Consider the following 25185-nt stretch of genomic DNA (forward strand, 5'->3'; position numbering starts at 1 on the left):
GCGTGCCGTGGGACGCCAGGGATGTGCCGTTGGGCCCTACAGCCAAGTACCGGCTATTCCACCGAGGTGTTGTTGGGGATGCCGGGGTACTGCCGCCGCTTGCGCTGGAGGAAACGGGGCGGGTCGATGAGGCGTGACGCGGACGACGCCCCGGCTGCCATCACCAGGAACCCGATGGCGCCCAGTGCCGTGGACATCAGCACGGCTCCCAGCATGAGCAGGAGGAAGCCTGCGGCGGCCAGGAGGAGGGACCCTGCCAGCCGCCAGCCACTTGATTTCGGCCGTGGCGGCCGGCCCAGGTGGGCGGCGAGTTGCGGGTCATCTTCGAGCAGCCGGCGCGCTATGTCATTGAGCAGGCTGCGTTCCCGCCTGGATAGTGACATCGGTGCCTCCTGTAAACGCGTATTGGTCGACGTGAATCCAATACCGGTTTCAGTGTCCGGCACGTGTGCTGCCCCGGGTAGGGGCAAACGTCCTGTGCCTGACTACGGTGCTGGTCCGGGCCCAGCGACGGTGGCGGAGTACTCACAACTCCTTGCGCCGGAAGAGAACTGCGGCGAACCACACAAGGAGGACGGCAAGGGCAAGGGACGTGACAACAGGCCAGAGGGGCAGCGGAACATCCGACCCGGCTGCCAGGGCAGCAGCCTGGCCCATGATGCCGGCAGGCGAATAGGTTGCCAGCGGCTTCCAGATGGCTGCTGCGGAGAGCAGCGCATAGACGCCCAGGCCGATTCCGGCAGCGCCGGCAGCGGCGGGCACCATCACCGACAACGCCGTCATCAGTGCGATGAAGAAGGCGCCAAGCGTCAGCCACAGCAGGGCGGCCTCCCACAATACGGCAGCGGGCGCCGCCCCGAACATTACCGCGGTCATGAGCCAGGTGGCACATGTCCCGGCCGCCAGCGTTACTGCAATAAACACCGCGTGGATCACGGCTTTTGTGACCACGAAGGCCGTACGGGACAACGGTTTGGCGAGGACGAAGGCAGCGGTGCCGCTTCGAACCTCCGAGGAGATCAGCCCGCCGTAAACGATGATGAGCGCGAAGAGCACGATTTGGGACAGGTTCTTGATCCATTGCCCGTATGCGTTGAGATACGTTGGTGGCGGGATACTGATCTGCCCCAGCTGCCCGCCGGCAACAGCGGAGAGCAGCTCCGGGGTGAAACGGGCGAGCGGCGGCCCGGTCAGAGCGAAAAACATGATGATGCCCGGCAGTACCCAGACGCGCCAGGTGCGGACCAGTTCCAACGCTTCCTTCCGGGCGAAGACCAGGGACGTGTTCATGGCTTGTCCGCCTCGACGAGGTGAACGAACACCTCTTCAAGGTCCATCTCCTGCGTTTCCAGGCGTGACAGCCCTGTACCTTGGCGGCTGACCAGGCCGGGGATCGCCCGTCGGGCGGCTTCGAGGTCCCCGACCACGACCTCCAGGACCCCGTCCGGCCGGATTGCTGCAGATCTCGCCCAGGCGCACCTGGAAATTGCCTCGGAGAGGATGCCGGCGCCGCCCGTTACCTCAAGGAGGATCTTCTGTTTAGGGTAGCGGTCCTTTAATTCCCCTATGGGGCCCTGCGCCACGACCCGGCCCCGGTTCAGGACTGCCAGCGTGTCACAGACCCGTTCGGCGTCCCCAAGGATGTGGGTCGAGAAGAACACGGTGGTCCGGCCCCGCAGGGAAGACACCAGTTCCAGGACATCCTTGCGTCCCATGGGATCGAGGGCGCCTGTTGGTTCGTCAAGGAGCAGGAGTTGCGGCGCGCTGACAAGGGCCTGGGCAATGCCCAGGCGCTGGCGCATCCCGCGGGAGTAGCCGCCGACTTTTGTCTCCGTGCCCGCCAGGCCCGCCATGTCCAACAAAATCCGTACCCGGTTGTCGAGTAGTCGTCCTGTCATCCCATGCAACCCGCCCGCTAGCCGCATAATTTCGGTGGCGGTCATCCAGTTGTAGAACGCCGGGACATCCGGCAGGTAGCCAATTTTTGAGCGCAGTGCTGTCCCGGAGCCAGGCAGCGGGTGTCCCAGCACGCGCAGGGACCCGGATGTGGGCCTGGCAAGTCCGGCAAGGAGCCGCAACATCGTGGTTTTCCCCGCGCCGTTCGGGCCCAGGAAGCCGAAGATTGAGCCTTCCGGGACGGAAAGGTCCACTCTGTCGAGGGCAGGGTGGATTCCGAAGGTCTTGGTGAGCCCGGTGGCTTCGATTGCCGGTTTCATTGCTGCAAGGGCTGGTCCGGGGGGCCGTACAGCTCATTGGCGGTCTCTGCCCCGCCGATGTGCCTGTGAGGGGCATGGCGGTCAGCCGTGGCCTCCGCTGCTGAAGGTTTTCTGCCTGCCAGGAAATAAAGGACCGGGCCAAGCAGGTTGAGGAGCAGTATCACCGCCACCCAGATCCATTTCCTGCCGAGTGCAATCCCTTCGGCGGGCCGCCGGTACAGGTCCACCAGCGCGACGGCGTCCAGCGACAGCGCCGCGGCCAACAGGATGCCCAGCACCGCCAGCACGCCCGCGGGGAGAACCGACAGGTCCGTGTTCATGGCCGCCGCCGGCTCAGCTGTGGGCCGCGACGTAGGCGGCCAGACCCTTGACGGTGGACACCTGCGGATAGTCCTGTTCCGGGATGTCCACGCCGGTTGCCTCATGTATGACCTCCACGAGCCGCAGGAAGTCCAGCGAGTCAAGCTCAAGGTCCTGCCGCAACCGGGCATCACCGGACAGGTCCTCCGGCCCAAGATCCGGGGCCACCTGCCCTATGGCCCAATGGACCGCAACCATGGCACTGTCTCCGTTCACAACTCCTCCGGTCTCTGCACGAGTTCATCCAGCCGGGCCAGGTAGCGTGCTCCGCGCAAGCCGTCGCTGACCCTGTGGTCCGCCGAGAGGGTGGCAGTCACCATGGGGCGGACGCCCAGCATCCCGTCCTGGGCCCACGGCCGTTCCATCAGCCGGCCCAGGCCCACCATGGCGACCTGGGGCGGATAAATCACGCCAAACACGCTCTCCACCCCCAGGTCGCCCAGGTTGGTGACGGTGATGGTCGGATCGGCCATCTCCGCCCGCTGCAGCCGGCCCGCCCTCGCCCGCGCTACGACGTCCCGAAGCTGTTCCATGAGGGCATCCAGGGTCAGCGTGTCCGCGTCGTGGATGGCGGGTGCCACGATTCCGCCCTTCCGCAGCGCCACCGCGACACCCAGATGTATGGACTGGCTGGGCCGGAATTCGTCGTCGACGTAGAACCCGTTGACTTCCGGGACGTCTTTGGCAGCCAGGGCGGCTGCTTTCAAAAGGAGTGCGGAAACCACCAGCCGCGCGGAAACGGGGCGCCCGAGGTTTGCCTTCTCCATCCATGCCACCGTGGCGGCCATGTCCAACGTGGTACTGAGGTAGTAATGCGGGATGTTCTTTTTGGAACGGGACATCAGGGCGCCCACGGCCCGTCGGAGACTGGACTCCCGTTGTACCGCTGCCACAGGCGGTCCGGCGGCGGGCACCGCGGCTGCCGGGGGCCGCGCAACCGCCGCTTCCACGGGTTCGGTCCGGTCCACGACGCCGAAACTGCCGGCACCCGAAAGAATGTCAGCTTCGGTGATTGCGCCGCCTGGCCCTGTTCCGGTCACGGAGGCGAGGTCCAGTCCCCGCTCTGCTGCAAGCCGCCGTGCCCGCGGCGATGAACGGAACCGGAACGCTTCGCCGGCCGCGGCCCGCGTCGGCGCGGCTTCCGGGCGCCTTTCCTCCGGGTGCCTGTCCTCCTGGCGCCTGGCCCCGCCCGGGTCCCGCTTCGCCGGCCTGCCCGGCGTCGCCGCAGCGCGTTCCACATCCGCGCGTTCCACATCGGCGCGGGTCACCGCGCCGTCCCTGCCGGTGCCGGGAATTGTGTCCGGATCGATACCGAGCCTGCGGGCGAGGTGCCGGACAGGCGGGGAGATGTGCCTGCCGACTGACGGCGTGTCCGGACCGCCGGTTCCGGCTTTTGCAGGCCCTGCTTCCGGGGACGCGGCCAAGGATGGCGCCGCCGCGGGATGTTCGCCGTCCGGTGTGGCGGTGATCCTGGCCAGGGGAGTACCGATGGGAACAGTGGTCCCCACGTCCACCAGCAGTTCGGCGACAACCCCTTCCTCGAAGGTCTCCACGTCCATCATCGTCTTGTCCGTGTCCACCACGGCCACCACGTCGCCGCGGTGAACGAAGTCACCCGGTTTGACGAGCCACTCCACCATTTTGCCGTGATCCATGTCTGCGCCGAGGGACGGCATGCGGAAGTCAGCCATGGCGACCCACCGCCTCCTGTGCAGCCGCTACAATCCGCTCGGCGGAGGGCAGCGCCGCGAGTTCCAGGTGCTTTGCGTAGGGCAACGGCACCTCAGCACTGCAGACCCGGGCCACCGGGGCATCGAGGTCGTAGAAGGCCGATTCGGTGATCCGGGCACTGATTTCGGCTGAGATGCTGCCGCTGCGCCACCCTTCGTCCACGACCACCGCCCGGTGCGTCCGGCCTACCGAGGCCAGGATCGCCGCGTCGTCAAGCGGGCGCAGGCTGCGCAGGTCCAGGACTTCCGCGTCAATGCCGTCCCCGGCGAGCTGTTCCGCGGCGTCCAGAACCGCCGGAAGCGTCCCGCCGTAGGTGATGAGGGAGACGTCCTGTCCCGGCCGCCGGACAGCCGCCGTGTCGATGTCTACCGGCCCGGCGTCGTCCTCAAGCTCGCCTTGCATGTTGTAGAGCGTTCCGTGTTCGAAAATGAGCACAGGATCCGGGTCCTGCAGGGCGGTCCAGAGCATGCCGCGGGCGTCCTCAAGGGTCGCGGGCGCGAGGATGCGCAGGCCAGGGATGTGCGCGTACCAGCCTTCCAGGCTGTGGGAATGCTGGGCACCCAGCTGGCGTCCGGCTCCTGTGGTCATCCTGATCACCACAGGGACGTTGAACTGTCCCCCGGACATATGCAGGAGCGTGGCGGCGTTGTTCATGATCTGGTCCAGGGCAAGCAGGCTGAAGTTGACGGTCATGATCTCCACGATCGGCCGCATGCCGCCCAGGGCGGCACCGATGCCGGCACCGACGAAACCGGACTCGGACAGGGGAGTGTCGCGGATCCGTTCCGGACCGAATTCCTCGAACAGGCCCAGGCTGACAGCAAAGCAGCCGCCGTACGCTCCGACGTCCTCTCCCATGAGAAAGACCCTTTCGTCGCGTTTCATGGCGTCCCGGATTGCGGCCCTGACGGCTTCCCGGTAAGTGGTTTTCATTCGGCATCACGCTCACTGTGGACGAAGCGGGTGAGTTCCTCCACTGGTTCCGGAGTGCCGGCCTCGGCGAATTCGATGGCCGCTTCCACCTCAGCCTCGGCGTCCCGCTGCAGGCCTGTCCACTGTTCTTCGCTCAGGTGTCCCGTCTTTTCCAGCGCGGTACGGAGCAGGTTGATTGGATCCCGTTCCTGCCAGTGCGCAACTTCCGCCTTCTCGCGGTAGCGTTCGGGATCGAACATAGAGTGTGCGCGGAAACGGTACGTGCGCAGTTCCAGGAAGTGCGGGCCTGCGCCGGAACGGACGGCGTCCACTGCGCGGCGCGCGGCCTCATGGACGGCGAGCACGTCCATCCCGTCGACTGACCAGGCGGGCAGCTGGTATCCGGCGGCCTTCAGTGCGATGTCCGTCTGGGATTGGGACCGGCCCAAGGCCGTGCCCATCGCGTACAGGTTGTTTTCGCAGCAGAAGAGTACCGGCAGTTGCCACAACGCGGCCAGGTTCAGGCTCTCGTGGAATTCACCCTCCGCCGCGGCCCCTTCCCCGAAGAAGCACACCGTCACCCGCGGCCGCCCGGCCATCTTGTCCGCGAGGGCAAGCCCCACGGCGAGGGGCAGCCCGCCGGCCACGATGGCGTTGCCTCCGAAAAAGCGGGTGTGGGCGTCAAAGAGGTGCATCGAGCCGCCGCGGCCCCGGCAGCACCCCTGGATGTATCCGTACATCTCGGCAAAGATGGCACCGGCGGAGACACCCCGCAGCAGGGCGTGGCCGTGTTCCCTGTAGGTGGCGACCACGGCGTCGCCCGGGTCCAGGGGGCCCAGCACGCCCGCGGCAACGGCCTCCTCACCGATGTACACGTGCAGGAATCCGCGGATCTTCGCCGCACTGTAGAGCTCGACGCACTTCTCCTCCAGCCGCCGCACGCGCAGCATCTGGTGCAGGAGGTGCCGGGCGAGGCCGGCCTGGTCCGCGCCGACCCGCTCAGGTTTGCCGGTCATCGTGCTTCCGAGGGGGATTCGATTGTTGACGTGTCGCCTTCCGGAAGTCCCAGTTCCCTGGCTTTCAGGAGGCGGCGGAGGATCTTACCGCTGCGGGTTTTCGGCAACATGCTGGTGAAATCAAGCAGGCGCGGAGCCACCGCGGCTCCAAGCCGCTTGCGGGCGAAGCCGATGATGTCCAGGCGCAGCTCCTCGGACGGCTCCCACCCGTCCCGCAGCTCGACAAACGCCTTAACCACTTCGCCGGCCACGGGGTCGGGTACACCGATGACGCCCGCCTGGGCCACCGCCTCGTGTTCCATCAGCGAACTTTCCACTTCGAAAGGGCCTATAAGGTGGCCTGAAGACTTGATGACGTCGTCGCTTCTGCCCACGAACCAGTAGTAACCGTCCGTATCCCGGCTGGCGAGATCCCCTGTGAGGTACCAGTTCCCGGCGAAACAGCGCCGGTAGCGTTCCTCCTCATTGAGGTAACCCCTGAACATCGAGGGCCAGCCCGCCCGCAAGGCCAGTTCTCCCATGGTGTCCGGTTCCGTGACGAGTGTCGGCTGCCCATCCACGATCACCGGCTTGCCGTTGTCATCCCGCGCCACCAGTGCCGCTTCCACACCGGGCAGCGGCCTGCCCATCGACCCGGGCCGGATCTCGGTGGCCGCGAAATTGGCGATCATGATGCCACCGGTCTCGGTTTGCCACCAGTTGTCGTGGACCGGCTGGCCGAGAGCCTCCTGGCCCCAAAGCACCACCTCGGGGTTGAGCGGTTCGCCAACACTCGCCACAAACCGGAGCGCTGACAGGTCGTGGCCTGCGGCCCGGTCCGCGCCGGCCTTCATAAGCATCCTCAGGGCTGTAGGGGCCGTGTACCAGACGGTGACGTGCTGGCCGGCAAGGATGCGGTACCAGCGGTCGGCCTCCATTTCCTCTTCGTCAACGATTGTGGTGACCCCGTGGACCAGCGGAGCGATCACGCCGTAGGACATCCCCGTGACCCATCCGGGATCGGCGGTGCACCAGTAGACATCGTCCGGGTGCAAGTCCAGTGCGAAGAGGCCCGTGGCATAGTGGGCTGCCACCGCGTCGTGGACGTGGAGGGCACCTTTGGGCGTGCCGGTGGTCCCGCTGGTGAAGTGCAGCAGGGCCACGTCGTCGCCCCGCGTCGCAGCGGTGGGGCCGGTGTGCGGTGCGGCCTTCATCAGTTCCGCCAGATCGAGTGTTCCCGGTTCGGCGGCACCGTTGGCGTCGGTCAGTAACACGTATTTAAGGTCGGGCAGGGTATCGCGAATCTGGCGGACTTTCCTGCGGTAGAGGGTCGTGGTGGTGATGAGGGCACGCCCGGATCCCAGCTGCAGGCGCTGCCGCACGGGCTCCGGTCCAAAGGCCGGAAACAGCGGGCAGAAGACGCTGGCGTTCTTGAAGGTTCCCAGCACGGCGACATACAACTCCGGGCTGCGGCCCGTCAACGAAAAGATCCGGTCACCACGCCCGATCCCGAGCTGGTCCAGGACAGCGGCAAACCGGTTCGTCTGCCCGGCAAGCTCGGCGTAGCTCATCGACCGGGTGGAACCGTCGGCGCGCACGAAGCGCAGGGCCGGATGGTGGGCGCGGGGGCCGGCAGCGTGGCGGTCCACCGCTTCATGGGCGATGTTGAGGCCGCCGCCCGGCAACCCGGACAATGCCTTGCGGGCTTCATCCCAGGTGAACCTGCGCTGCATTGATTCGTAATCCGGCAGGTTGGGCGGGACAGGGAAGCGGGAGATGTCTTTGGGGATCCGCGGCCAGCGGGTAAAGCCTTGGGTACCTGCCGTCATGCTCCCATCCGACACCTGCCGGGCAGTACCGGCAAGGGTAGAAAGTCCCGCCGGAGGAGCATCCTGGTGCCTGGGGGCTATGCCGACTCGGGCGGGGTCACTGTACCCGCGGTGTCACCGCCGTCGATGACGAACTCGGCCCCGGTGACGAACGAGGATTCGCTGGAAGCCAGGTAGAGAACGAGGTCGGCGACTTCCCCGGGATGGCCTATGCGGCCGAGTGCAACGCGGCTCATGTCCATGGCAAGGTCGGCAGTCATCGGGGTGGCAATGACTCCGGGATGGACGGAATTGACCCTGATGCCGCGCCGTCCCAGGTCCAGTGCAACGCTCTTGGTGAGTCCACGCACGCCAAATTTCGACGCCGTATAACCTGGGATCTGCTCATAGCCGCGAATGCCGGCGATGGAGGAGATGTTGATTATTGACCCCGCTTTGGACTGCTTCAGGGCCGGGATTGCAGCCTTGATGCCAAGGAATGTACCTGTCAGGTTCACGCCGATAACAGCGTTCCACTGTTCCAGGGTGTATTCCTCTATCGAGGCGAAGTTCACGATTCCCGCATTGTTCACCAGGATATGCAGGCCCCCGAACGTCTCTACCGCTGCACCCACGGCTGCCTCCCAGTCCAGCGGACTGGTCACATCAAGGTGAACGTAGAGTGCCCCGGAGCCCATGCGTTCTGCAGTGTCCTTTCCCTCGTCGTCGAGGATGTCACCTATCACCACCTTCGCCCCCTCCCCATGCAGCCGTGATGCCACGGACGCTCCAATCCCGCGCGCACCCCCGCTGATCAGCGCTACTTTGTCAATGACCCGTTCCATCTGATGCTCCTTCAGTGTGGTTGGTTCCGGTGATCACCGGATCGGTTGGTTTGCGTCCGGCGGGGCGGAGCCTAGAAACCGGACGGCTCGGTTTCGAGTTCCGGTTCCTGGGGCAGGTGTTCATGGTGCAGGGGCTGCAGCGCCGAGGTCTGCGGGACCCAGAACAATGCGTCGTAGCGTCTGCCCATCACGGTGGGCACGTAGTTGCCCTTCTCCCGTTGCGGGTTGTAAACCACTCCGATGGCCCGGTGCCCGCGCCAGCTGGAGAGCCAGTGCCCGTCCCGGTGCGCGCCGAATACCAGCGTGGACGGGCCTTCCAGTGCCTGGTGCAGCAGGTCCTCATGGCTGCCGGGCAGGGCGTCAGGGACAGCCATCACCTGTTCCGGGGATCCCCAGGCGCGGGCCGCCGTGACGGATCCCTGATAGGACGCGAACCCCACCAGCGCCACCGTCCCGTGATGCCGGCGGCGCATAAGCTCACCGATGTTGACCATGCCGTCCATTGCCATATCGGTGGCGCGGGCATCACCGATGTGCGTGTTGTGCGCCCAGATGAGCCCCTTGGACCCGGCGCCGTGGTGGCGGGCCAGCCGGTCAATGGTGTCGCTCATATGGTGGTCACGTATGTTCCAGGATTGCTGGTCGCCCCGCACCATAGTCCGGTAGTAGCGTTCGGCGTTGGCTGCGACAATAGCGTTCTGCACTGCGTCAAATGCTGCGGGATCGTCCTCCACGTGTCCGGTGGTGTGGCGGTGCACTGCGGCCAGCAGCGCCACGACATCGGCTTCGCACGACTGGGGCACCAGGCGGGAGCTCAATGCGTACCGCTGCGGGTCCTCACGGAACGGAACAAAGCACTGCCACGCCCGCAGGGCGGATGGTACGTCACTTGGTGCGTTGGCATCGAGCCAGCCGAAGATCTCCCGCAGGGAATCCCACAGTGAATAGACATCGAGCCCGTAGAAACCTGTTCTCCGGTTTTCTGGCCGGCCCAGGTTCCACTCGCGAAGCCACGCTATGAACGTGGCAATCTCATGGTTGGCCCACATCCACGTGGGCCAGCGTTCGAAGCCGGCAAGGAGCTGCCGGGCATCGAGGTCCTGGTCGCCCTGGCCCCGCACCCACCGGTTGATCCGCCAGCAGTCCGGCCAGTCACCCTCGACACCGATCCAGGTGAACCCGTGCTCTTCAATGAGCCTGCGGCTCAGTACTGCCCGCCAGTGGTAATACTCCCGGGTGCCGTGCGAGGCCTCTCCGAGGCAGACGAACCGCGCCGGCGCGCAGAGGTCAACCAGGCCGTCAAGGCTGCCCGCCCTTTCCAGCGGGCGGGCCAAGGCCCGGATCCCCTCGAGTTCCGGCCCGTGCCCGTGGCTTGACTGCCCGCTGCCGACGCTCATTGCAGCAGCTCCCGGCTGTTTTCCTCCTGCCGGGACGGCAGGAGGAACCGGCTGAACCATCCGGCGGCGAGTGTGGCAGCCCGCGCCAAGGTCCCAGGCTCTTCGAAAAGATGGGTTGCATCCGGGACGATTTCCAGCCGTGCCGGGGCGCGCATGAGGGCCAGGGCCTGCCGGTTGAGCGCCAGCACCTGGGTGTCCGCACCACCCACTATCAGCAAGGTGGGGGCCCGTACGGCCGCAAGCCGGGAGCCGGCCAGGTCCGGCCTGCCTCCCCGCGAGACGACGGCGGCGATGTTCGCATCGGGTTCGGCGGCAGCCCATAGCGCTGCCCCGGCGCCAGTGCTTGCCCCGAAGTAGCCGGTCCGGCCGCGCCCGCCCTGCTGGATGTTGAGCCACCGGTTTGCCGATCCAAGCCGCCCTGCCAGCAGCGGAATATCGAACACGTTGGCCCGGTTGACCTCCTCGGCCGGCGTCAGGAGGTCAAGCAACAGCGTGCCCAGGCCCGCTTCGTGCAGGACGGAGGCCACGAACCGGTTACGGGGACTGTGCCTGCTGCTGCCGCTGCCATGGGCGAAGATCACAAGGCCTTCACAGCCTGTGGGACGGAAGAGGCTGCCGAGGAGCCGCACGTTCCCGGCGGGAATCTCCACCTCATCTTCGGCGCCATCGTTTTGAACGCCCTCTGAGCCGGACCGGTGCAGGGTGCGGGCGGCCGCGTCCAGCAGCCGCACCACCTCGTCATCCTCCGTGGGCGAGAAGTCGTGGTAGTAGTAGCCAACGGCCTGGAAGTCCCGGGGTGAAGCCAGGCATACGACGTCGTCCGCTTCCTTGAACGAAGCAACCGTCCGGGCGGGCGCGACGGGAACGGCAAGGACGACACGTGCCGCGCCCAGGTGCCTGGCCACCTGGCAGGCGGCCCGCGCGGTGGAGCCGGTGGCAATGCCGTCGTCGACAATAATGGCTGTGCGCCCGTCGAGGTCAAGGCGCTCCCGCCCCTGCCGGTAGCGGGCAAGGCGCTGCTCCAGGAGCCCACGTTCCTTCCGTTCGACCGTCCGCAGGTCTTCCTCCGTGACGCGTGCCAGCGAGAGGACGCGCGCGTCGAGAACCCGCACGCCGTCCTCTCCGATGGCCCCCATGGCGACCTCGGGCTGGAACGGAACCCCCAGTTTCCGCACCACTATCACGTCCATCGGCGCATCAAGGGCCTTCGCCACTTCGAACGCCACCGGGACCCCGCCCCGGGGCAGTGCCAGCACCACAACATCCCCGCCGCGGAACGCGGCCAGCCGTTGTCCCAGGCGCCGGCCGGCATCGGTTCTGTCAACAAACTCGAACATCACGGGTTCACCTGTCGTGGAGCAGTTCCCCGCCGTGCAAGTCGGTCCCCGGCGTCCAGGACATCCGCAGGACAAAATGGGCGTCGGAGGTGCCCTTGGCGATCAAAGCGCCCGCGTCCCCGGCCAGTTTCACCCCGAATTCGATCTCCATCTGGTCCGGGGCCAGCTCCGCCATGGCCTCGAGCGCTGCAGCAGCTGCCGGGCGGACGCTGGCGAGGGCATCTTCCAGGCGCCTGCCGACGTCAAGGATTCCCTGCTCATTCCGGGCCGGATGGTTCACGCCGTAGCTGTTGTCGTCAGCCTCGACCAATACCGTCCCGGAACCAACCTCGTACCGCAGTACTTCAGTCATGGCGAAACGACACTGCTAATGCGACATGCGCATGTTGTGGCGGACGTCAATACTGGGCCGGATGGCCACCGCGGTGACCACCAGGGCTACAGCCCCGGCTATCCAGCAGGTCAAGGCCGCCCCCGTTGCAGAGGTGTAGGAGCCCAGCCACGGGGAGAGAACCAGCCCGGCAGCGAGGACCGCCTGCGCGTATTCCATGGCAGGTGTTCCGGGCAGGGCCAGGTTAACGAGGCCGCTGACTGCCAGGAGCCCGCCGAGAACGAGCATCAGGGTGGTTGACATGCCTTCCTGCCGGGTGAACAGAACCGCGGCAGCGGTGAAAATTCCGGCGGCGACGGCCACATAGTCCTGCCACCGATACCACTTCTTCACTTCATTTTCCTTTCTCAGTTACTGGCCCCGGGTTATTTCGATCTTCTGTGGCGCCGGCTGCTGGGCCGCCGTCGGAACGGGTGCCCGGACCTCCAGCACCCCGTCCTTGTAGGACGCTGTAATGTCTTCCGGTTTGACGCCGTCGGGGAGGGCGAGCCTGCGGACGAACGAACCGTAACGGAACTCTGACCGGTAACTGTTCTTGGCCTTCTGCTCGGACTTCTCGCGCCGCTCAGCCTTGATTTCAAGACCCCCGTCGACGAGGGAAATATTGACATCCTTATCCGGGTCGACCCCTGGCAGTTCGGCTTTAACCACAAGGGTGTCACCCTCCACCGATTCCTCCACCCGTATGCCGGATGCGGATGTGTCGCCTTCGAACAGCCTTTCCAGCATGTCCATCGGCGAGCGCCGGGTGTCAAACCATTTCATGAGATCAGCCACGGTTGCCTCCTTGCACTGGTGACCGTCGGGTGGATACCCGACGGATTAATCCTCGGAGCCGGGCGGATGCGGACGTAGAGGCTTTGGTCCCCAGCCTTCGGAGACGTTGGAAAGCAGGGCCTCCGCCCAGGCGCGGGCCTTGTCCAGTTCGCCGCTCCTCAGCGGCCCTTCCGTTCCCTGCACATAAAACAGTGCCGGGTCCGAGATGATGCGGGCACCGCCTTCCTTCAGCATCCTGGTCATCTTCCTGGCGGCGTCGCCGTGGATGAAGAACCTGATGCGGGTATCGAATGCGGCCGCATTGATGCCTTGGAGCCGGCCGTTGCCGAGCTGTGCCAGGAGGGCTGTGACCCTCGCGGTTGGCCGCCACCCGTTCACGGGGGAACCAACGACCAGGAGGTCGCCCGGCGCCAGGGCACGGAGATCGAACTCCGGTACCGGCACCGCCGACGCGTGCAGCGGGTGGAGTTTGCCGGCAATCGCTTCGGCCACGGATTGGGTGTTCCCGTAGGCGGAGTCGTAAACGATATGTGCTTTCATGCTGCCTCCCTGGTGTTGTGGTTGATGGCGTGCGGACTAGAACCTGTGGCGCCGGAAGCGCTTGTCCACCGCCACCACGAGGGAGGCGAGCAGGGCGATCCCCAGGATCCGCAGCCATGCCTCACCGCCGATCGGTGCCGTGTGGAAGAGTTCGTTCATGGCCGGGGTGTAGGTGATGGTCAGTTGTGCGGTGGCCTGCACCAGGACGCCCAGGATGACCCAGCGGTTGCTGAACGGGCCGATCCGCCAGCCGGAACGGGTAAGGGACCGGCAGCTGAAAAGGTAGAACAGTTCCACGGCCACGAAGAGGTTGACCGCGGCGGTCCGTGCTTCGGCCAGTGAGGCGCCGGCGGCCAGTTCGAGTTCGAAGATCCACCAGGTGCCCGCCACGAGCAGCGTGGACACCAGCAGGATCCGGAGTGTGAGGGTCCAGGTCAGCAGGGGCCGGTCGGGTGCCCTGGGCGGCCGTGACATCAGGCCTGGCTCCTTCGGTTCGAACGCCAGCATGAGCCCCAGGGCAACGGCGGTTGTCATGTTGATCCACAGGATCTGGGTGGGCAGGACGGGCAGTGTTGTCCCCAGGAGGATGGCAACGAGGATCACCAGGCCTTCACCCATGTTCGTGGGCAGGGTCCATACGATGAACTTGGTCAGGTTGTCGAAGACGTTGCGGCCCTCCTCGACGGCCGCCTCGATGGTGGCGAAGTCGTCATCGGTCAGGACGATGTCTGCCGCTTCCTTCGCGACCTCCGTACCTGCGCGCCCCATGGCGATCCCAACGTTGGCCTGCCGGAGGGCCGGGGCGTCGTTGACGCCGTCGCCCGTCATGGCCGCCACATGGCCGCCGGACTGCAGCGCGCCGATCAGGCGGAGCTTTTGTTCCGGGGTGACCCGTGCGAAAACCGTTGCCCGCTCCACGGCCCCGGGCAGTTGCTCCTCAGGTATGGCGTCCAGTTCGGTTCCGGTCAGCGCCGTCCCGTCCGCCCGGCCGGCGCGAAGGCCCACTGCCTTGGCGATGGTGGCTGCCGTGCCCACATGGTCCCCAGTGATCATTTTCACCGCCACCCCCGCCTCAAGGCAGGCCCGCACTGCAGCCGCCGCCGCTTCACGGGGCGGGTCGAGCATGGCCTGGAGCCCGGTCAGCACCAGTTTGCCCTGCAGGAGTGCTTCCTCGAGTCCGGCTTCCGGAGGCACCCGCACCATGGCCGTGGCGAGCACCCTCAACCCGGTGCCGGCAAAATCGTGGGCAGCATCAAGGACCGCCTCCCGGGACAGGGACATGCTGTTACCGCGGCTGTCCATACCGGCATCGCAGAGGTCCAGCACTTTTTCCAGTGCACCCTTCACCAGCACGATGGAGTGCGCCGCGCCTGATCCGTCGGCGGAGATCGGCGCGTGCAGTGTGGCCATGTACTGGCGTTCGGAGGTGAAGGGCAGTGCGCCGGCACGGGGACTGGCAGCCAGGAACCGGCCGATATCGACGCCCCCTTTGCCGGCCGCCACCAGCATCGCCGCTTCCGTAGGGTCGCCCTGCGCCTGCCACACCTTGCCTTCGCGGACGACCCTGGCGTCATTGCAGGCACCCCCTGCAATGAGGGACCAATACAGTGCGGCATCGCCGGCCGCCGGTGTCGCCGCTTCCGTTCGCCAGACAGGCGCTTCAACGCCGGCCGCACGGACCTGCCCCTCAGGGCCGTAACCGGACCCGGTTACCCCATACCGGCCCGACGGGGTCCACAGGGACCGCACCGTCATCTGGTTTTCCGTAAACGTGCCGGTCTTGTCCGAGCAAATCACCGTCGTGCTGCCCAGCGTTTCGACGACCGGCAGGCGGCGGACCACAGCGCGGCGCCGGGCCATCCGGCGGACCCCGATTGCCAGGGTCACGGTGACGGCGGCAGGCAGCCCTTCCGGGATGGCTCCCACCGCGAGCGCGACGGCGGCAGTGAACATTTCTGCCGGCTCCTGCCCGCGTGCCACGCCGGCGAGGAACGCGACGGCGGCGAGGGCCAGGATGGCCACCGTCAGCGTCGTGCTGAACCGGGCCAGCTTCTGCGTCAGGGGCGTGGCAACAGGCCGGACGGCGCCCACGAGCCGGTGGATTTCCCCCAGTTCGGTTTCACCGCCGATGGCGACGACCACGCCGGCGCCGGTACCGGCCGTGACCAGGGTTCCGCTGTAGACCATGTTCCGGCGGTCAGCCACAGGTGTGGTGGGCGGCAGGACCACCTCGTCCTTTTCCACCGCTTCGGATTCGCCCGTCAGCGCCGACTCGTCCGCGCGCAGGCCGGAAAGCCGGACCAGGCGCAGATCCGCGGGCACCTTGTCCCCGGCTTCGAGCAGGACAAGGTCTCCCGGAACAAGCTCCTCCGAGGGAATCTCCATCCTTCGCCCGTCCCTGACCACCACGGCCCGGGTTCGGACGAGGGAGTGCAGCGCATCCAGCGCGGCCTCTGCCCGGACTTCCTGGACGAAGCCGATCACTGTGTTGACGAGGACGACGGCGAGGATCACGACGGCGTCCAGATATTCACCGAGCAGTCCGGCGACGGCCGCGGCGGCCAGCAAAACGTAGACCAGGGGATTGTTGAACTGGCGCGCGAGTTTCCGCAGGACGCCCCCGCTGCGCGAACGGGGCAGCACGTTCGCACCGAACTGGGTGTGCCGGCGCGTCGCCTCTGCGGAGGCCAGGCCGCGCATGTGGTCGGTTTCGAGGAGCAGGACAACCTCGTGCAGCGGCAGGCCGTGATGGGCCGCGTCCGCTGTTCCGTTGCGGGCGGGCACAGGCTTCCGGCCGGTGCGCCGGTCCTGCCGGGTCTGGTTCACTGTCCTGGCTCTCCTGGTCTGGTTTCAAACAGCGGTATCGGGCAGGCAGTTTTACGGGGCAAGCAGTGCATCGAGGGTGACGAAGCCGTAACCAGCGGCACGGATCCTGTCGATGAGGACGGGCAGGGCGTCCGCATCCAGGGTGGTGCCGTCGTCGGGATTGGAACCCAGGTGCATCAGCACGATCTCACCGGGCTGAAGCGCCGCCAATGTCCGGTCGGCAACAGTCTGTGCGGTGATGCCGCCGCTGGTGCCCTTCCATCCCAGCGTGTCGATTGTCCAGCGGACGGCGACGTAGCCGAGGTTGTTGACGGCAGCGATGGTGCGGGGGTCGCGTTCGCCGTAGGGGAACCGGAACAACGGCCGCGGATCGCCTCCCGCTGCCAGGATCACCTGCTCTGCCCCGCGGACCTGCTGGCTGATCTGCCCTTCGCTAAGTCCGGTAAAACCGGGATGGGTCATGGAGTGGTTGGCGAGCCGGTGGCCCGCGCCGGTAATTTGTACCACTCCGGCCGGATTGGCTTCGGCCCAGTTGCCCGTGAGGAAAAACGTCGCTGCCACCTGCTTGGCGGACAGCGTTGCCAGGATCTTAGGCAATCCCGCCGCATTGGCACCGGCGTCGAACGTCAGCGCCACCACGCGCCCGGCTCCGGGGATCACTGTCAGGTCCTGGTTGCGCAGGGTCCCCGGGAACGCCGGTGGCGGTTCGGGGCCGGGCTCTGTCGGCGTCTCCGGGGGTACCTCGACCGGAGGGACGGTAGCCGGCGGTTGAACCGGTGCCTGGCCTGCTTCCGGCGTATCATCCGGGGATTGCAGGGGCTGCGGCGTGGAGCTTGCCGGGCTGGTGGGGGAGGCTGGTGCCGGCGGCTCGGCCGTTGGCTGCGGCCCGGCCTCCGGGGGACGGAACACAAGGACCAGTATGACGGCGACAAGCAGAAGGGCCAGGGCGGCTCCCATGGCCACCACCCGCCGTCGTCCGCCCTGCTGTGGCGTCGTCAACGGCCAGGCCCTGACGCCGTCCTGCCCACCGGATCGTCCTTAGGACTTCTGGGGGTGCTTTTCGGGCGTGTGCACCACCAGCACGGGGCAGTGGGAATGGGCCACCAGGGCCGAACTGACCGAACCCAGCAGCAGGCCGCCAAAACCGCCGTGCCCGCGCCTGCCGACCACGATCATGTCCGCCTCGCGACTGGCCTCGATCAGGGACTCCCGCGGATGCCCGCGGACCAGGTTGGGCACAACGTTCGACGGCGTGCTGTCGCCAAACGCCGTGACAAGCGCTTCGTTGAGGATCTGGCCGGCCCGTTCTTCGAAGCCTTCGATGCCCACCATCACGTAGCCCGCATAAACCTGGGGGTAGTCCCAGTAGGCATTGGCCAGGACTTTGGCCCCCAGGGGCAGCGCAAGGCGCTGGGCCTGCCGGAGTGCTTCGATGGAGGCGTCCGAGCCATCCACCCCCACAAGGATCCGGGTGAACGGTCCTTCTGCGATATCCATGTCAGCTCCTTGTACGGGCGGTGCGGTCATCGGCCATAATCTCCCGGCCGGCGCCGGCGAAGGTAGGGCCTAAAGTCACTGCGGAACCGGCCCCGGCCCCGGACCCGGACCTGGCGCGGGCAGGTCAGCGGGTCCGGAGTCGAGCCGGAAGGGCGGATACTCGTCCCGCATCAGGGCGGTATAGGCGATTACCCGATAGATCCAGCGGTTGATGCCGAGTATCAGGTCGAACAGCGGGCGCTGGTACCGGCCGGTGAAGAGCAGGATGACCAACGCAACCAGGACCAGGACACCCAGCAGGGACAATCCCGTGCTCCTCTCGTAGGTTGTGCCGAGGTCGGTGGTTTCCGCCCGCCACGACCAGCTGGTGCCCGCCAGCGCGGCAACGATGAGCAGGTGCGGGATGGCCAGCAGCCACCACTTGACCAGCACCAGACCGCGGGAAAGCCGGGCCGGGTAATCCACCTCGAAGTCGGCGGGGTAGCTGGTACGGGCCAGGGTGAAAGGCGGGTAGAGATCCGTGCCGGCGGCGGTGAAGGCGTAAAACGCCACCCGCCAGTTCCAGCGCAGGACACCTACGTTGAAATCGAAGAGAGCCCGCGGATACCGCCCGGTGAACAGGATGGCGAACCCGGCAACAACCGTGGCGACCAGGAACGCAAACCAGAGGAAGGCCAGCAGGATGACATGCGGGATGGCCAGGAACCACTTCACCAGCCACATGGCGCGGGACAGCCCTGGGTCGAGATAGCCGGTGAGCCGGGCAGGGTACGGTGCCAGTTCCCCTTGCCCGGCTGCCTCCAGCGGGCGGACCTGTGGCGGTCCGTCGGGCGGTGCTGCTGGCGACCCGGGGTGCGGTGCGGCGGGCGGTCCCGCCGTGCCCGCATATCCGGGTGCAGAGCGGGGGTAGCCCGGTGCAGGGCCGGGGAACGCGGGAGGCGGCGCCTGCGGGCCATGCGGCGCCGGGCCGGCGTGCCGTCCCAGTCCCATGGCGCCGAGCACCAGCAGCGGAACCCCGATGGCCAGGGCAATGGCGCCTCCCACCAGGAGTCCGGTGGCTGCGGGCCTGATCAGTCCGGACCGTGCGCCCGCCTCCAGCCGCGCGTCCACGCCCTGGCTTGCGTCCGCGTTCATGAGGACGATGGCCCAGTTGCCGGCCGCAAGGTCCCAGGTGAGCTCCTGTTCACCGGCACCGGAAGCGGAGGCTGTCCAGAACGCCTGCCCGGCCGGCGGTGCCGGCACGGCAGCGCCCGGGATGTCACGGTACTCCGCGCGGAAGGGCGTCATTTCCACGTCGAGCAGTTCCGAATGGTGGACGCCCGCAAGGTAGGTTTCGACGTCGTCGCGCGGCGCGATGCCGATGAAGATCTCCCTGGCAGGGTCAACGGCGGTGGCGCGGAGCCGCAGGGTCCCGACATCGAAGGGGAGCTGCGGGGGAACGCCTTCGCCGACGGCGTCAAGCGGCGGCGAGGTCAGGGCATGGGATCCTACGGAGAGCCGCGCGGTGCCGGTTGTGAAATACCCGTCGCCCTGGGCAGACCCCAGCGCCATGGCCACCGCACCGCCTGCCAGGGCTGCCAGGCCCAGCAGCGAAAACACGATGCCCAGGATGAGCAGGAGCACTGCAGCAGTTTTTCTCATGGTGTCGAACCTTGCGAACAGGGGCCATGGCGGGAGGACGGGGAGGGAATCCCGTACCGTGCGCCTAGATCTTGTCCTGCATGGCCTGGAGCCGGGTGATGACCGTAGGGCATGGCAGGTGCTTGAGCACCCCGTGCGCTGTCGACCCCAGCAGGAGCCTCTTGAAGCCGCCCCTGCCGCGGCTGCCCACGACCAGCATCCGCGCTCCGGAGGCTGCATGGATCAGGGCATCGGCGGGATCCCGTTCGGTGTCCAGCACCTGGCGCACTTTCAGGTCGGGATAATCCTGTTCGAGCCCGGCGACGGTCTCGGAAAGCACAACGCGTTCCTCTTCGGCGATCATTTCCGCCAGGCTGGCCGGTGACAGGCCGATGTCCGTAACGGCATCCGGTGTCCGGACGGCATACACAACCGTGAGTTCGTCGCCTTCCCGGTCCGCCTCGGCGGCAGCGAACGCCACGGCCTGGGTCGCTTCCCGGGACCCGTCAACGCCCACCACGATTCCGGTGCGCCCGTTCAGGTCCTGGGTCCCCACCACGGCAACCGGGACTTTGGCGGAAGCGGCTACCTGGAGGGCCCGGTCAGCCAGGGAACCGCCCAGGTGTCCGCTTCCGGATCCCACCACCAGCATGGACGCCTTGCCTGAATACCGTGCAAGTTCGCCTCCAACACTTCCGTTCAGGAGGCGGGTGGTTACCGGGACAGGGAAGGCGCCCCGGATCCGCCCTGCCGCGGTTTTCAGGAGCTGGTCGCCGGCCTCCTCGAGGACGCCGAACCACGGGTAGGGATCGGCCACCCAGCGGTCGTCCACCACATGCAGGATGACCAGCGGCAGGCCGGCGCGTTCGGCGCGGCGGGCGGCCCACAACACTGCCTCCTGGCTTTGCGCGGATTCATTGGTGCCGACGGCGATTGGTTTACGTGATGTCATGGCCCGGTCTTCCTCCTGGTGCAGATGCTGTACACCTCCAACATTGGTGGCCAGGGAGGGGGGAGTTGTAGGGCCAAAGGTCATCATGGCGCCGGGCAGGGCTGTATCTTCGGAGACGGCCTCAGCGCGTGGCTTTCACCTCACGTGCAGCCGGCTTCCGCCGCGGCGCCGCACTGCGGACGGCACCGATGCCGGCTGCCACCACCAGTGCGATGGCCGCCCCCTGCGTCCAGTTCAGCTGCTGTCCGAGCAGGACAAGGCCGGCGACGGCAGCGACGGCGGGGGAAGTGCAGGTCAGCACGGAGAAGACAGCGGCGGAAATGCGGCGCAGGGCCACCATCTCCATGGCGTAGGGGACGGCGGAGGACAGCAACGCCACAGCCAGTCCCAGTGCGAGGATGCCCGGTTCGAAAAGGGCCGGCCCGGCGGTCCATAAGGCGCCGGGAAGGGACACGGCAGCGCCGATGGCCATGCCCAGGGCCAACCCGTCGAATCCGCGGAACATGGCGCCGGCCTTCGCGTTGCAGAGGATGAATGCCGCCCAGGCAGCAGCCGCGCCGAGTGCGAAGCAGACGCCTGCCAGGTCGAGGTCGGCCGGGGCGCCCCGGCCCAGGAGCGCAACGCCTGCCAGGGCCATTGCTGCCCACAGCAGGGAGCGGACCTTCCGGCTGACCGCCACCGAGAGAATGAGCGGACCCAGCACCTCCAGGGTGATAGCGGTGCCAAGCGGCAGCCTGGCGATGGCCTCGTAGATCAGGCTGTTCATCGCCGCCAGCGACACACCCAGGCCCAGGGCAGCAGACCACGCCGGCGCGGAATGCCCCCTTAACCGCGGCCTGGCGACGGCAAGGAGCACGACGGCGGAGAACACCAGCCGGAGCGCGGCAAGCCCCAGCGGGCCGGCGGCGGGAAAGACAGTCACAGCCAGGGCGGCACCGGCCTGCTGGCACACCACCGCCGCCAGGACCAGGAGGACGGCAGGGGTGGAAGGGCGCGGCTGGGATCCGGCGGCAGGCGGGCGGACGGTCGGCATGGTTACAAGGCTAGGCAAGGGGCCGCGGCGGGGGAAATGCGGGCGCACGCGGTTTTGGGGTGCAGATCCTGTTTCCCCTAAGGTTGATGCTCGATGAAAGCCCTTGACCAGCAGCCCGAGCAGCGCCGCGCCCGCCGCGGTCCTGTATTTGTAGACACGTCAGGCCGCCGGCTGCGGCTGGCCAAGGTGGGCGGCCTGGCGGCGCTGGGGCTCGTGGCGGCGTACGTCGCGCTGCTGCTGGTTGCCTTCATTGGCGGCTCCAACGTCCCGGCACCCTACCTGCCCCTGCCTGCCGCGGCCGGTAAGCCGGAGCTGCCCCCGCCTCCGCCGGCCCCGTTGTCCGGTGCGGGGGACCGGCCTGCAGAAACACCGGCGCCCGCCCCGGTTGCGGCTTACGCCCCGGGACCCGGAGCCGAGCCCGGGAACGTTCCCGCCGTCCCGCCGGCCGAAATCACCCCCGCCCAGCCCGCCGAGCCTGCTGCGCCCGCAGCCGTGCCGGTACCGGCGGATGACGCAACGGCGCCGGGCATGAGCGGCACCGACCCCGGCATGAGCGGCGCTGCCCCCGGGCAGGCAACGCGGCCCACAGCACCCGCCCACCCGTGATGCGCCGCCCGAACCCCGGCTCCGGTCCCGCCAACGTCAAGGCTCACTGGATCGTTCTCCTGGCCGTCGTGTTCGCCCTGGGTGTTGCACTGGCCGTGCAGGGATATATGCACCACCTGGGCGGAGTCGGGTACGCATCGCCGGCTCCTGGCACGTCCGCCGATACCGTTCCGGCTTCCGTATCCCAGGGCGGCCCCGTGGTGGACGCCCGCGGGGGGACCGTGCGGACGGTGAGCCCGCCGGACCGGACGCTGGCCCTGACCTTCGACGACGGCCCGGACCCTGTCTGGACGCCGCAGATCCTGGATGTGCTGCGCAAGCACCAGGTCCACGCGACGTTCTTCGTGGTTGGCTCGGCTGCAGTGGACAATCCCGAACTGGTGCGGCGCATCGCCGCTGAAGGCCACGAAATCGGTGTCCACACGCTCACCCATACCGACCTTGGAGCTGCAGAGGGGTGGCACCGGGATCTCGAAGTGCAGGGCGCGCAGGACGCCATTGTCGGAGTGACCGGCCAGGCCGTTTCCCTGCTGCGGCCGCCTTTCAGCTCCGGCAACGGGGAGCTCACTGATGGCACCTGGTCCGCCATGCAGGGGCTGGCGGACAGGGGCTACCTCACCGTGCTGAGCAGCCTGGACAGCAAGGACTGGGAGACTCCGGGCGCCGCGGAGATTGAACGCAACGCCACGCCGGCGGGGGACCAGGGCCAGGTCATCCTGATGCACGACGGCGGGGGCGACCGGGCCCAGACCGTTGCGGCCCTGGACGCCTCGCTTTCCCGGTACGCGGACCAGGGGTACCGCGTCACTTCGGTGGGTGACGCCATCGGCATCAACAGCATGCGGCCTGCCTCCACTGTTGAACAGGCCAGCGGCTGGGCCCTTGTGTGGGGCATCCGCTTGAGCGACTTCGTTGTCACAGCCATCTCGTGGGGGCTGGTCGCGGCCGGTGCGGTGACCTTCATCCGGGCCGTCCTGGTCATCTTTTTCGCCGCCCGGCACAGCCGCGCGGCGCGCCGGCTGCACGGCAGCGGGCGCGGCAGGCGCAGGTCGGACGTCCTGGTCCGGCCTGAGGTCACCGAACCGGTGTCGGTCATCGTTCCCGCCTACAACGAGGCCGCCGGGATTGAAGCCGCGGTCCGGTCAATCGCCGCATCCACGCACCCGGTGGAAATCATCGTCGTGGACGACGGCTCAACCGACGGTACGGCCGATATCGTCGATGCCCTGGGGCTCCCGGGGGTGGTTGTGATCCGCAAGGAGAACGGCGGCAAACCCTCCGCCCTGAACGCCGGGCTGCACGCGGCGGCCCACGACCTTGTGGTGATGGTTGACGGCGACACCGTGTTCGAACCGGACACGGTCCACGCCCTCATCCAGCCCTTCACCGACCCGCGGGTGGGCGCTGTCTCCGGCAACACAAAAGTCGCAAACCGCGGCGGGGTCCTGGGCGCCTGGCAGCATATCGAATATGTGGTGGGCTTCAACCTCGACCGCAGGCTGTTCGACGTCGCGGAATGCATGCCGACCGTGCCGGGCGCCATCGGGGCCTTTCGGCGGGACGCCCTCCTGAAGGTCGGCGGCGTCAGCGATGACACGCTGGCCGAGGACACGGACCTGACCATGGCATTGTGCCGTGACGGCTGGCGGGTGGTCTACCAGGAGGACGCCCGTGCCTGGACCGAGGCGCCGGCAAGCCTCGGCGCCCTCTGGCGCCAGCGCTACCGCTGGTGCTACGGCACGCTGCAGGCGATGTGGAAGCATCGGGGCGCCGTACTGCAGACCGGTGCTGCCGGCAAGCTGGGCCGGCGGGGACTCGGTTACCTGCTGGTCCTGCAGGTGCTGCTTCCCCTGTTCGCGCCCATCGTTGACGTCTTCGCGATCTACGGCCTGATCTTCCTTGACCCGCTCCGCATTGCAGCCCTGTGGCTGGTTTTTCTGGCCGTGCAGTTCCTGATGGCCGCCTACGCGTTCCGGCTGGACAAGGAGCGGCTGCGGCCACTGTGGACCCTTCCACTGCAGCAGTTCGTCTACCGGCAGCTGATGTACCTGGTGGTTATCCAGGCGGTGGTGACGGCCCTGGCGGGCGTCCACCTCCGGTGGCACCGGATGGAAAGGTACGGCAGCCTGCGCGTCCCGGCCGCAGGCAGCGAAACGTAACCCTGGACGTCCGGCGCGGGGAAGGCACGCCGTCCGCTGCGGCTAAGGGCCGTGAGAGCCGCCTCTCGCTACGCAAATAGGGGGCATTGTTGATTGACTTTCCTTGTCAACCTGAGGATGCTCAATCTTACAAATTCACCGCACTAAACCCTGCTCAGATCGGGTCGCCATGGACAACGATGACTATGGAAACTTTGAATTGGATCTTTTGAAGTCCTGGCAGCTGCGCCAGGGCGGGGAAGTGGTCCATGTGGCCGCCCGCCAGCAGCGGCTCATCGCGGTGCTGGCCGTGCGGGGTGACAGCCTCCGCAACTATGTCGCCGGTCTCCTCTGGCCCGAATATCCGGAAGCCAAAGCCTTGGAAAGCCTCCGCGTCACAGTCCATCTGGTTACCCGCCAACTTCCGGGGCTGGTCATCAAAAAGGGGCCGGTGCTGTCCCTGGATGCGCGCACCATTGTGGATTTGCACCGGGTCCGCACGGCCCTCAAGGCCGCCGGCACGGCGGATTATGCCGCGGCGGAAATTCTGCTGCAGGACCTGCGCGGCCTTGATTTCCTGCCCGGCTGGTATGAGGACTGGGTGCTGTTCGAGCAAAGCAGGCTCCGGCACGACCAGCTGCGTGCCTTTACCCTTCTGGCGCACCGGTTCACCGACGCCGGTGACTACGGTGCTGCTGCCGATGCGGCAGTGGCGGCCCTTGAACTCGAACCCCTTTACGAGAGTGCGGTGCGGGTCCTCGTCACGTCGGAACTGGCCCAAGGCAACCTTGCCACGGCGCTGCTCGCCTACGACAAGTACCAGGAACAACTCCAGCGTGACATGGGGGTGCCGCCGTCGGAGGGGCTGAGGCACCTGGTGGCCGGCATCAGGCCGCAGGCGCCTTCCCCGCTGCTGGCTGCGCAGGAACCGCTAGTCGCCGTCCTTGACAGCGGCCTGGGCCAGCAGCCACTGCTGCACAACGCGTAGGGCCTGCTCCGCATCAGCGGTGGAGACGGTGGTCCGCTCCGCGGCGGACGTACCGCCGTACGTGATCCGGGCCCGGAAGCCGCCGCCCTGGGCGCCGCGCTCATGCCAGGTGCTGACGACCAGCGTCCCGGCGTCCGGGACGGAGCTCCCGTCCGGTGTGCCACCGGATCCGTCATCCCTGCGCATGATGCCCCCACTTTCAGTCAGCAACGCAAC

26 protein-coding genes are annotated in these 25185 nt (G+C 67.2%); 3 read left to right on the forward strand and 23 right to left on the reverse strand.

Annotation, left to right across the window (positions count from 1 at the left end; translation table 11 throughout):
* Positions 1-53 precede the first annotated feature (53 nt).
* The 22 genes from ACYQ1Z_RS11380 to ACYQ1Z_RS11485 form a co-directional block, all read right to left on the reverse strand.
* Positions 54-383: a DUF3040 domain-containing protein gene (locus tag ACYQ1Z_RS11380; protein ID WP_459792631.1), complete on the reverse strand. Its 330-nt coding sequence runs from the start codon at positions 381-383 to the stop codon at positions 54-56.
* 142 nt (positions 384-525) lie between these two features.
* Positions 526-1290 carry an ABC transporter permease gene (locus ACYQ1Z_RS11385; RefSeq protein WP_459792632.1) on the reverse strand — a complete coding sequence of 255 codons (765 nt, stop codon included), beginning with the start codon at positions 1288-1290 and terminating at the stop codon, positions 526-528.
* A complete protein-coding gene (locus tag ACYQ1Z_RS11390; RefSeq protein ID WP_459792633.1) occupies positions 1287-2216 on the reverse strand; it encodes an ABC transporter ATP-binding protein in 930 nt (309 codons plus the stop codon). Before ACYQ1Z_RS11390 ends, ACYQ1Z_RS11385 begins: the two co-directional genes overlap by 4 nt.
* A complete protein-coding gene (locus ACYQ1Z_RS11395; RefSeq protein ID WP_459792634.1) occupies positions 2213-2536 on the reverse strand; it encodes a PLDc N-terminal domain-containing protein in 324 nt (107 codons plus the stop codon). The genes ACYQ1Z_RS11390 and ACYQ1Z_RS11395 overlap by 4 nt, the downstream gene beginning before the upstream one ends.
* A gap of 13 nt (positions 2537-2549) precedes the next feature.
* Complete coding sequence (locus ACYQ1Z_RS11400; RefSeq protein ID WP_459792635.1) at positions 2550-2792, reverse strand: acyl carrier protein; 243 nt, start codon at positions 2790-2792, stop codon at positions 2550-2552.
* Positions 2789-4267, reverse strand: a complete 1479-nt coding sequence (locus ACYQ1Z_RS11405; RefSeq protein WP_459792636.1) for a 2-oxo acid dehydrogenase subunit E2 — start codon at positions 4265-4267, stop codon at positions 2789-2791. Before ACYQ1Z_RS11405 ends, ACYQ1Z_RS11400 begins: the two co-directional genes overlap by 4 nt.
* Positions 4260-5240 carry an alpha-ketoacid dehydrogenase subunit beta gene (locus ACYQ1Z_RS11410; protein ID WP_459792637.1) on the reverse strand — a complete coding sequence of 327 codons (981 nt, stop codon included), beginning with the start codon at positions 5238-5240 and terminating at the stop codon, positions 4260-4262. Before ACYQ1Z_RS11410 ends, ACYQ1Z_RS11405 begins: the two co-directional genes overlap by 8 nt.
* Positions 5237-6235: a pyruvate dehydrogenase (acetyl-transferring) E1 component subunit alpha gene (gene pdhA / locus ACYQ1Z_RS11415; RefSeq protein WP_459792638.1), complete on the reverse strand. Its 999-nt coding sequence runs from the start codon at positions 6233-6235 to the stop codon at positions 5237-5239. Before pdhA ends, ACYQ1Z_RS11410 begins: the two co-directional genes overlap by 4 nt.
* Complete coding sequence (acsA, locus tag ACYQ1Z_RS11420) at positions 6232-8043, reverse strand: acetate--CoA ligase (protein ID WP_459792639.1); 1812 nt, start codon at positions 8041-8043, stop codon at positions 6232-6234. Before acsA ends, pdhA begins: the two co-directional genes overlap by 4 nt.
* Positions 8044-8120: 77 nt before the next feature.
* The gene (locus tag ACYQ1Z_RS11425; protein WP_459792640.1) at positions 8121-8867 is read right to left on the reverse strand and encodes a glucose 1-dehydrogenase; all 747 of its coding nucleotides are present in this window, start codon (positions 8865-8867) and stop codon (positions 8121-8123) included.
* A 71-nt stretch (positions 8868-8938) separates the two neighbouring features.
* Positions 8939-10264, reverse strand: a complete 1326-nt coding sequence (locus ACYQ1Z_RS11430; protein ID WP_459792641.1) for an erythromycin esterase family protein — start codon at positions 10262-10264, stop codon at positions 8939-8941.
* Positions 10261-11601, reverse strand: a complete 1341-nt coding sequence (locus ACYQ1Z_RS11435; RefSeq protein ID WP_459792756.1) for a phosphoribosyltransferase family protein — start codon at positions 11599-11601, stop codon at positions 10261-10263. Before ACYQ1Z_RS11435 ends, ACYQ1Z_RS11430 begins: the two co-directional genes overlap by 4 nt.
* 7 nt (positions 11602-11608) lie before the next feature.
* Complete coding sequence (locus ACYQ1Z_RS11440) at positions 11609-11953, reverse strand: CU044_2847 family protein (RefSeq protein WP_459792642.1); 345 nt, start codon at positions 11951-11953, stop codon at positions 11609-11611.
* A gap of 15 nt (positions 11954-11968) precedes the next feature.
* Entirely contained in the window at positions 11969-12325 is a 357-nt protein-coding gene (locus ACYQ1Z_RS11445; RefSeq protein ID WP_459792643.1) for an SPW repeat domain-containing protein, read from the reverse strand.
* 18 nt (positions 12326-12343) lie between these two features.
* On the reverse strand, positions 12344-12769 hold the full coding sequence (locus ACYQ1Z_RS11450) for an Hsp20/alpha crystallin family protein (RefSeq protein ID WP_459792644.1): 426 nt from the start codon (positions 12767-12769) through the stop codon (positions 12344-12346).
* Positions 12770-12814: 45 nt separating this feature from the next.
* Positions 12815-13309, reverse strand: a complete 495-nt coding sequence (locus ACYQ1Z_RS11455; protein WP_459792645.1) for a flavodoxin family protein — start codon at positions 13307-13309, stop codon at positions 12815-12817.
* A 36-nt stretch (positions 13310-13345) separates the two neighbouring features.
* Entirely contained in the window at positions 13346-16135 is a 2790-nt protein-coding gene (locus ACYQ1Z_RS11460; protein ID WP_459792646.1) for an HAD-IC family P-type ATPase, read from the reverse strand.
* A 51-nt stretch (positions 16136-16186) separates the two neighbouring features.
* On the reverse strand, positions 16187-17134 hold the full coding sequence (locus ACYQ1Z_RS11465; protein ID WP_459792647.1) for a polysaccharide deacetylase family protein: 948 nt from the start codon (positions 17132-17134) through the stop codon (positions 16187-16189).
* Positions 17135-17173: 39 nt separating this feature from the next.
* On the reverse strand, positions 17174-17632 hold the full coding sequence (locus ACYQ1Z_RS11470; protein WP_459792648.1) for a universal stress protein: 459 nt from the start codon (positions 17630-17632) through the stop codon (positions 17174-17176).
* Between the two features lie 75 nt (positions 17633-17707).
* Positions 17708-19273 (reverse strand): DUF4389 domain-containing protein, encoded by a 1566-nt coding sequence (locus tag ACYQ1Z_RS11475; protein WP_459792649.1) that lies wholly within the window; start codon positions 19271-19273, stop codon positions 17708-17710.
* A 64-nt stretch (positions 19274-19337) separates the two neighbouring features.
* The gene (locus ACYQ1Z_RS11480) at positions 19338-20204 is read right to left on the reverse strand and encodes a universal stress protein (protein ID WP_459792650.1); all 867 of its coding nucleotides are present in this window, start codon (positions 20202-20204) and stop codon (positions 19338-19340) included.
* Between the two features lie 121 nt (positions 20205-20325).
* Positions 20326-21237, reverse strand: coding sequence for an EamA family transporter (locus ACYQ1Z_RS11485; protein WP_459792651.1), 912 nt, complete (start codon positions 21235-21237; stop codon positions 20326-20328).
* Positions 21238-21330: 93 nt separating this feature from the next.
* On the opposite strand from ACYQ1Z_RS11485, the gene ACYQ1Z_RS11490 reads away from it, so the two are divergent.
* The 3 genes from ACYQ1Z_RS11490 to ACYQ1Z_RS11500 all read left to right on the forward strand — a co-directional run bounded on the left by ACYQ1Z_RS11490 (position 21331) and on the right by ACYQ1Z_RS11500 (position 24969).
* Positions 21331-21843 (forward strand): hypothetical protein, encoded by a 513-nt coding sequence (locus ACYQ1Z_RS11490; protein ID WP_459792652.1) that lies wholly within the window; start codon positions 21331-21333, stop codon positions 21841-21843.
* On the forward strand, positions 21843-24002 hold the full coding sequence (locus tag ACYQ1Z_RS11495) for a bifunctional polysaccharide deacetylase/glycosyltransferase family 2 protein (RefSeq protein ID WP_459792653.1): 2160 nt from the start codon (positions 21843-21845) through the stop codon (positions 24000-24002). The genes ACYQ1Z_RS11490 and ACYQ1Z_RS11495 overlap by 1 nt, the downstream gene beginning before the upstream one ends.
* Before the next feature lie 169 nt (positions 24003-24171).
* Positions 24172-24969: an AfsR/SARP family transcriptional regulator gene (locus ACYQ1Z_RS11500; RefSeq protein WP_459792654.1), complete on the forward strand. Its 798-nt coding sequence runs from the start codon at positions 24172-24174 to the stop codon at positions 24967-24969.
* On the opposite strand, the gene ACYQ1Z_RS11505 is transcribed toward ACYQ1Z_RS11500, so the two are convergent.
* Positions 24913-25155 carry a hypothetical protein gene (locus ACYQ1Z_RS11505; RefSeq protein ID WP_459792655.1) on the reverse strand — a complete coding sequence of 81 codons (243 nt, stop codon included), beginning with the start codon at positions 25153-25155 and terminating at the stop codon, positions 24913-24915. The two genes, ACYQ1Z_RS11500 and ACYQ1Z_RS11505, sit on opposite strands and share 57 nt — an antisense overlap.
* Positions 25156-25185 lie beyond the last annotated feature (30 nt).

It is taken from the genome of Arthrobacter sp. AD-310, assembly GCF_054656615.1.

What these genes read in the sequence shown, in the direction of transcription:
- ACYQ1Z_RS11380 (WP_459792631.1), bottom strand. Translation starts at nt 383, where the DNA reads ATGTCACTATCCAGGCGGGAACGCAGCCTGCTCAATGACATAGCGCGC.
- ACYQ1Z_RS11385 (WP_459792632.1), bottom strand. Translation starts at nt 1,290, where the DNA reads ATGAACACGTCCCTGGTCTTCGCCCGGAAGGAAGCGTTGGAACTGGTC.
- ACYQ1Z_RS11390 (WP_459792633.1), bottom strand. Translation starts at nt 2,216, where the DNA reads ATGAAACCGGCAATCGAAGCCACCGGGCTCACCAAGACCTTCGGAATC.
- ACYQ1Z_RS11395 (WP_459792634.1), bottom strand. Translation starts at nt 2,536, where the DNA reads ATGAACACGGACCTGTCGGTTCTCCCCGCGGGCGTGCTGGCGGTGCTG.
- ACYQ1Z_RS11405 (WP_459792636.1), bottom strand. Translation starts at nt 4,267, where the DNA reads ATGGCTGACTTCCGCATGCCGTCCCTCGGCGCAGACATGGATCACGGC.
- ACYQ1Z_RS11410 (WP_459792637.1), bottom strand. Translation starts at nt 5,240, where the DNA reads ATGAAAACCACTTACCGGGAAGCCGTCAGGGCCGCAATCCGGGACGCC.
- pdhA (WP_459792638.1), bottom strand. Translation starts at nt 6,235, where the DNA reads ATGACCGGCAAACCTGAGCGGGTCGGCGCGGACCAGGCCGGCCTCGCC.
- acsA (WP_459792639.1), bottom strand. Translation starts at nt 8,043, where the DNA reads ATGACGGCAGGTACCCAAGGCTTTACCCGCTGGCCGCGGATCCCCAAA.
- ACYQ1Z_RS11425 (WP_459792640.1), bottom strand. Translation starts at nt 8,867, where the DNA reads ATGGAACGGGTCATTGACAAAGTAGCGCTGATCAGCGGGGGTGCGCGC.
- ACYQ1Z_RS11430 (WP_459792641.1), bottom strand. Translation starts at nt 10,264, where the DNA reads ATGAGCGTCGGCAGCGGGCAGTCAAGCCACGGGCACGGGCCGGAACTC.
- ACYQ1Z_RS11435 (WP_459792756.1), bottom strand. Translation starts at nt 11,601, where the DNA reads ATGTTCGAGTTTGTTGACAGAACCGATGCCGGCCGGCGCCTGGGACAA.
- ACYQ1Z_RS11440 (WP_459792642.1), bottom strand. Translation starts at nt 11,953, where the DNA reads ATGACTGAAGTACTGCGGTACGAGGTTGGTTCCGGGACGGTATTGGTC.
- ACYQ1Z_RS11455 (WP_459792645.1), bottom strand. Translation starts at nt 13,309, where the DNA reads ATGAAAGCACATATCGTTTACGACTCCGCCTACGGGAACACCCAATCC.
- ACYQ1Z_RS11470 (WP_459792648.1), bottom strand. Translation starts at nt 17,632, where the DNA reads ATGGATATCGCAGAAGGACCGTTCACCCGGATCCTTGTGGGGGTGGAT.
- ACYQ1Z_RS11475 (WP_459792649.1), bottom strand. Translation starts at nt 19,273, where the DNA reads ATGAGAAAAACTGCTGCAGTGCTCCTGCTCATCCTGGGCATCGTGTTT.
- ACYQ1Z_RS11480 (WP_459792650.1), bottom strand. Translation starts at nt 20,204, where the DNA reads ATGACATCACGTAAACCAATCGCCGTCGGCACCAATGAATCCGCGCAA.
- ACYQ1Z_RS11485 (WP_459792651.1), bottom strand. Translation starts at nt 21,237, where the DNA reads ATGCCGACCGTCCGCCCGCCTGCCGCCGGATCCCAGCCGCGCCCTTCC.
- ACYQ1Z_RS11490 (WP_459792652.1), top strand. Translation starts at nt 21,331, where the DNA reads ATGAAAGCCCTTGACCAGCAGCCCGAGCAGCGCCGCGCCCGCCGCGGT.
- ACYQ1Z_RS11495 (WP_459792653.1), top strand. Translation starts at nt 21,843, where the DNA reads ATGCGCCGCCCGAACCCCGGCTCCGGTCCCGCCAACGTCAAGGCTCAC.
- ACYQ1Z_RS11500 (WP_459792654.1), top strand. Translation starts at nt 24,172, where the DNA reads ATGGACAACGATGACTATGGAAACTTTGAATTGGATCTTTTGAAGTCC.
- ACYQ1Z_RS11505 (WP_459792655.1), bottom strand. Translation starts at nt 25,155, where the DNA reads ATGCGCAGGGATGACGGATCCGGTGGCACACCGGACGGGAGCTCCGTC.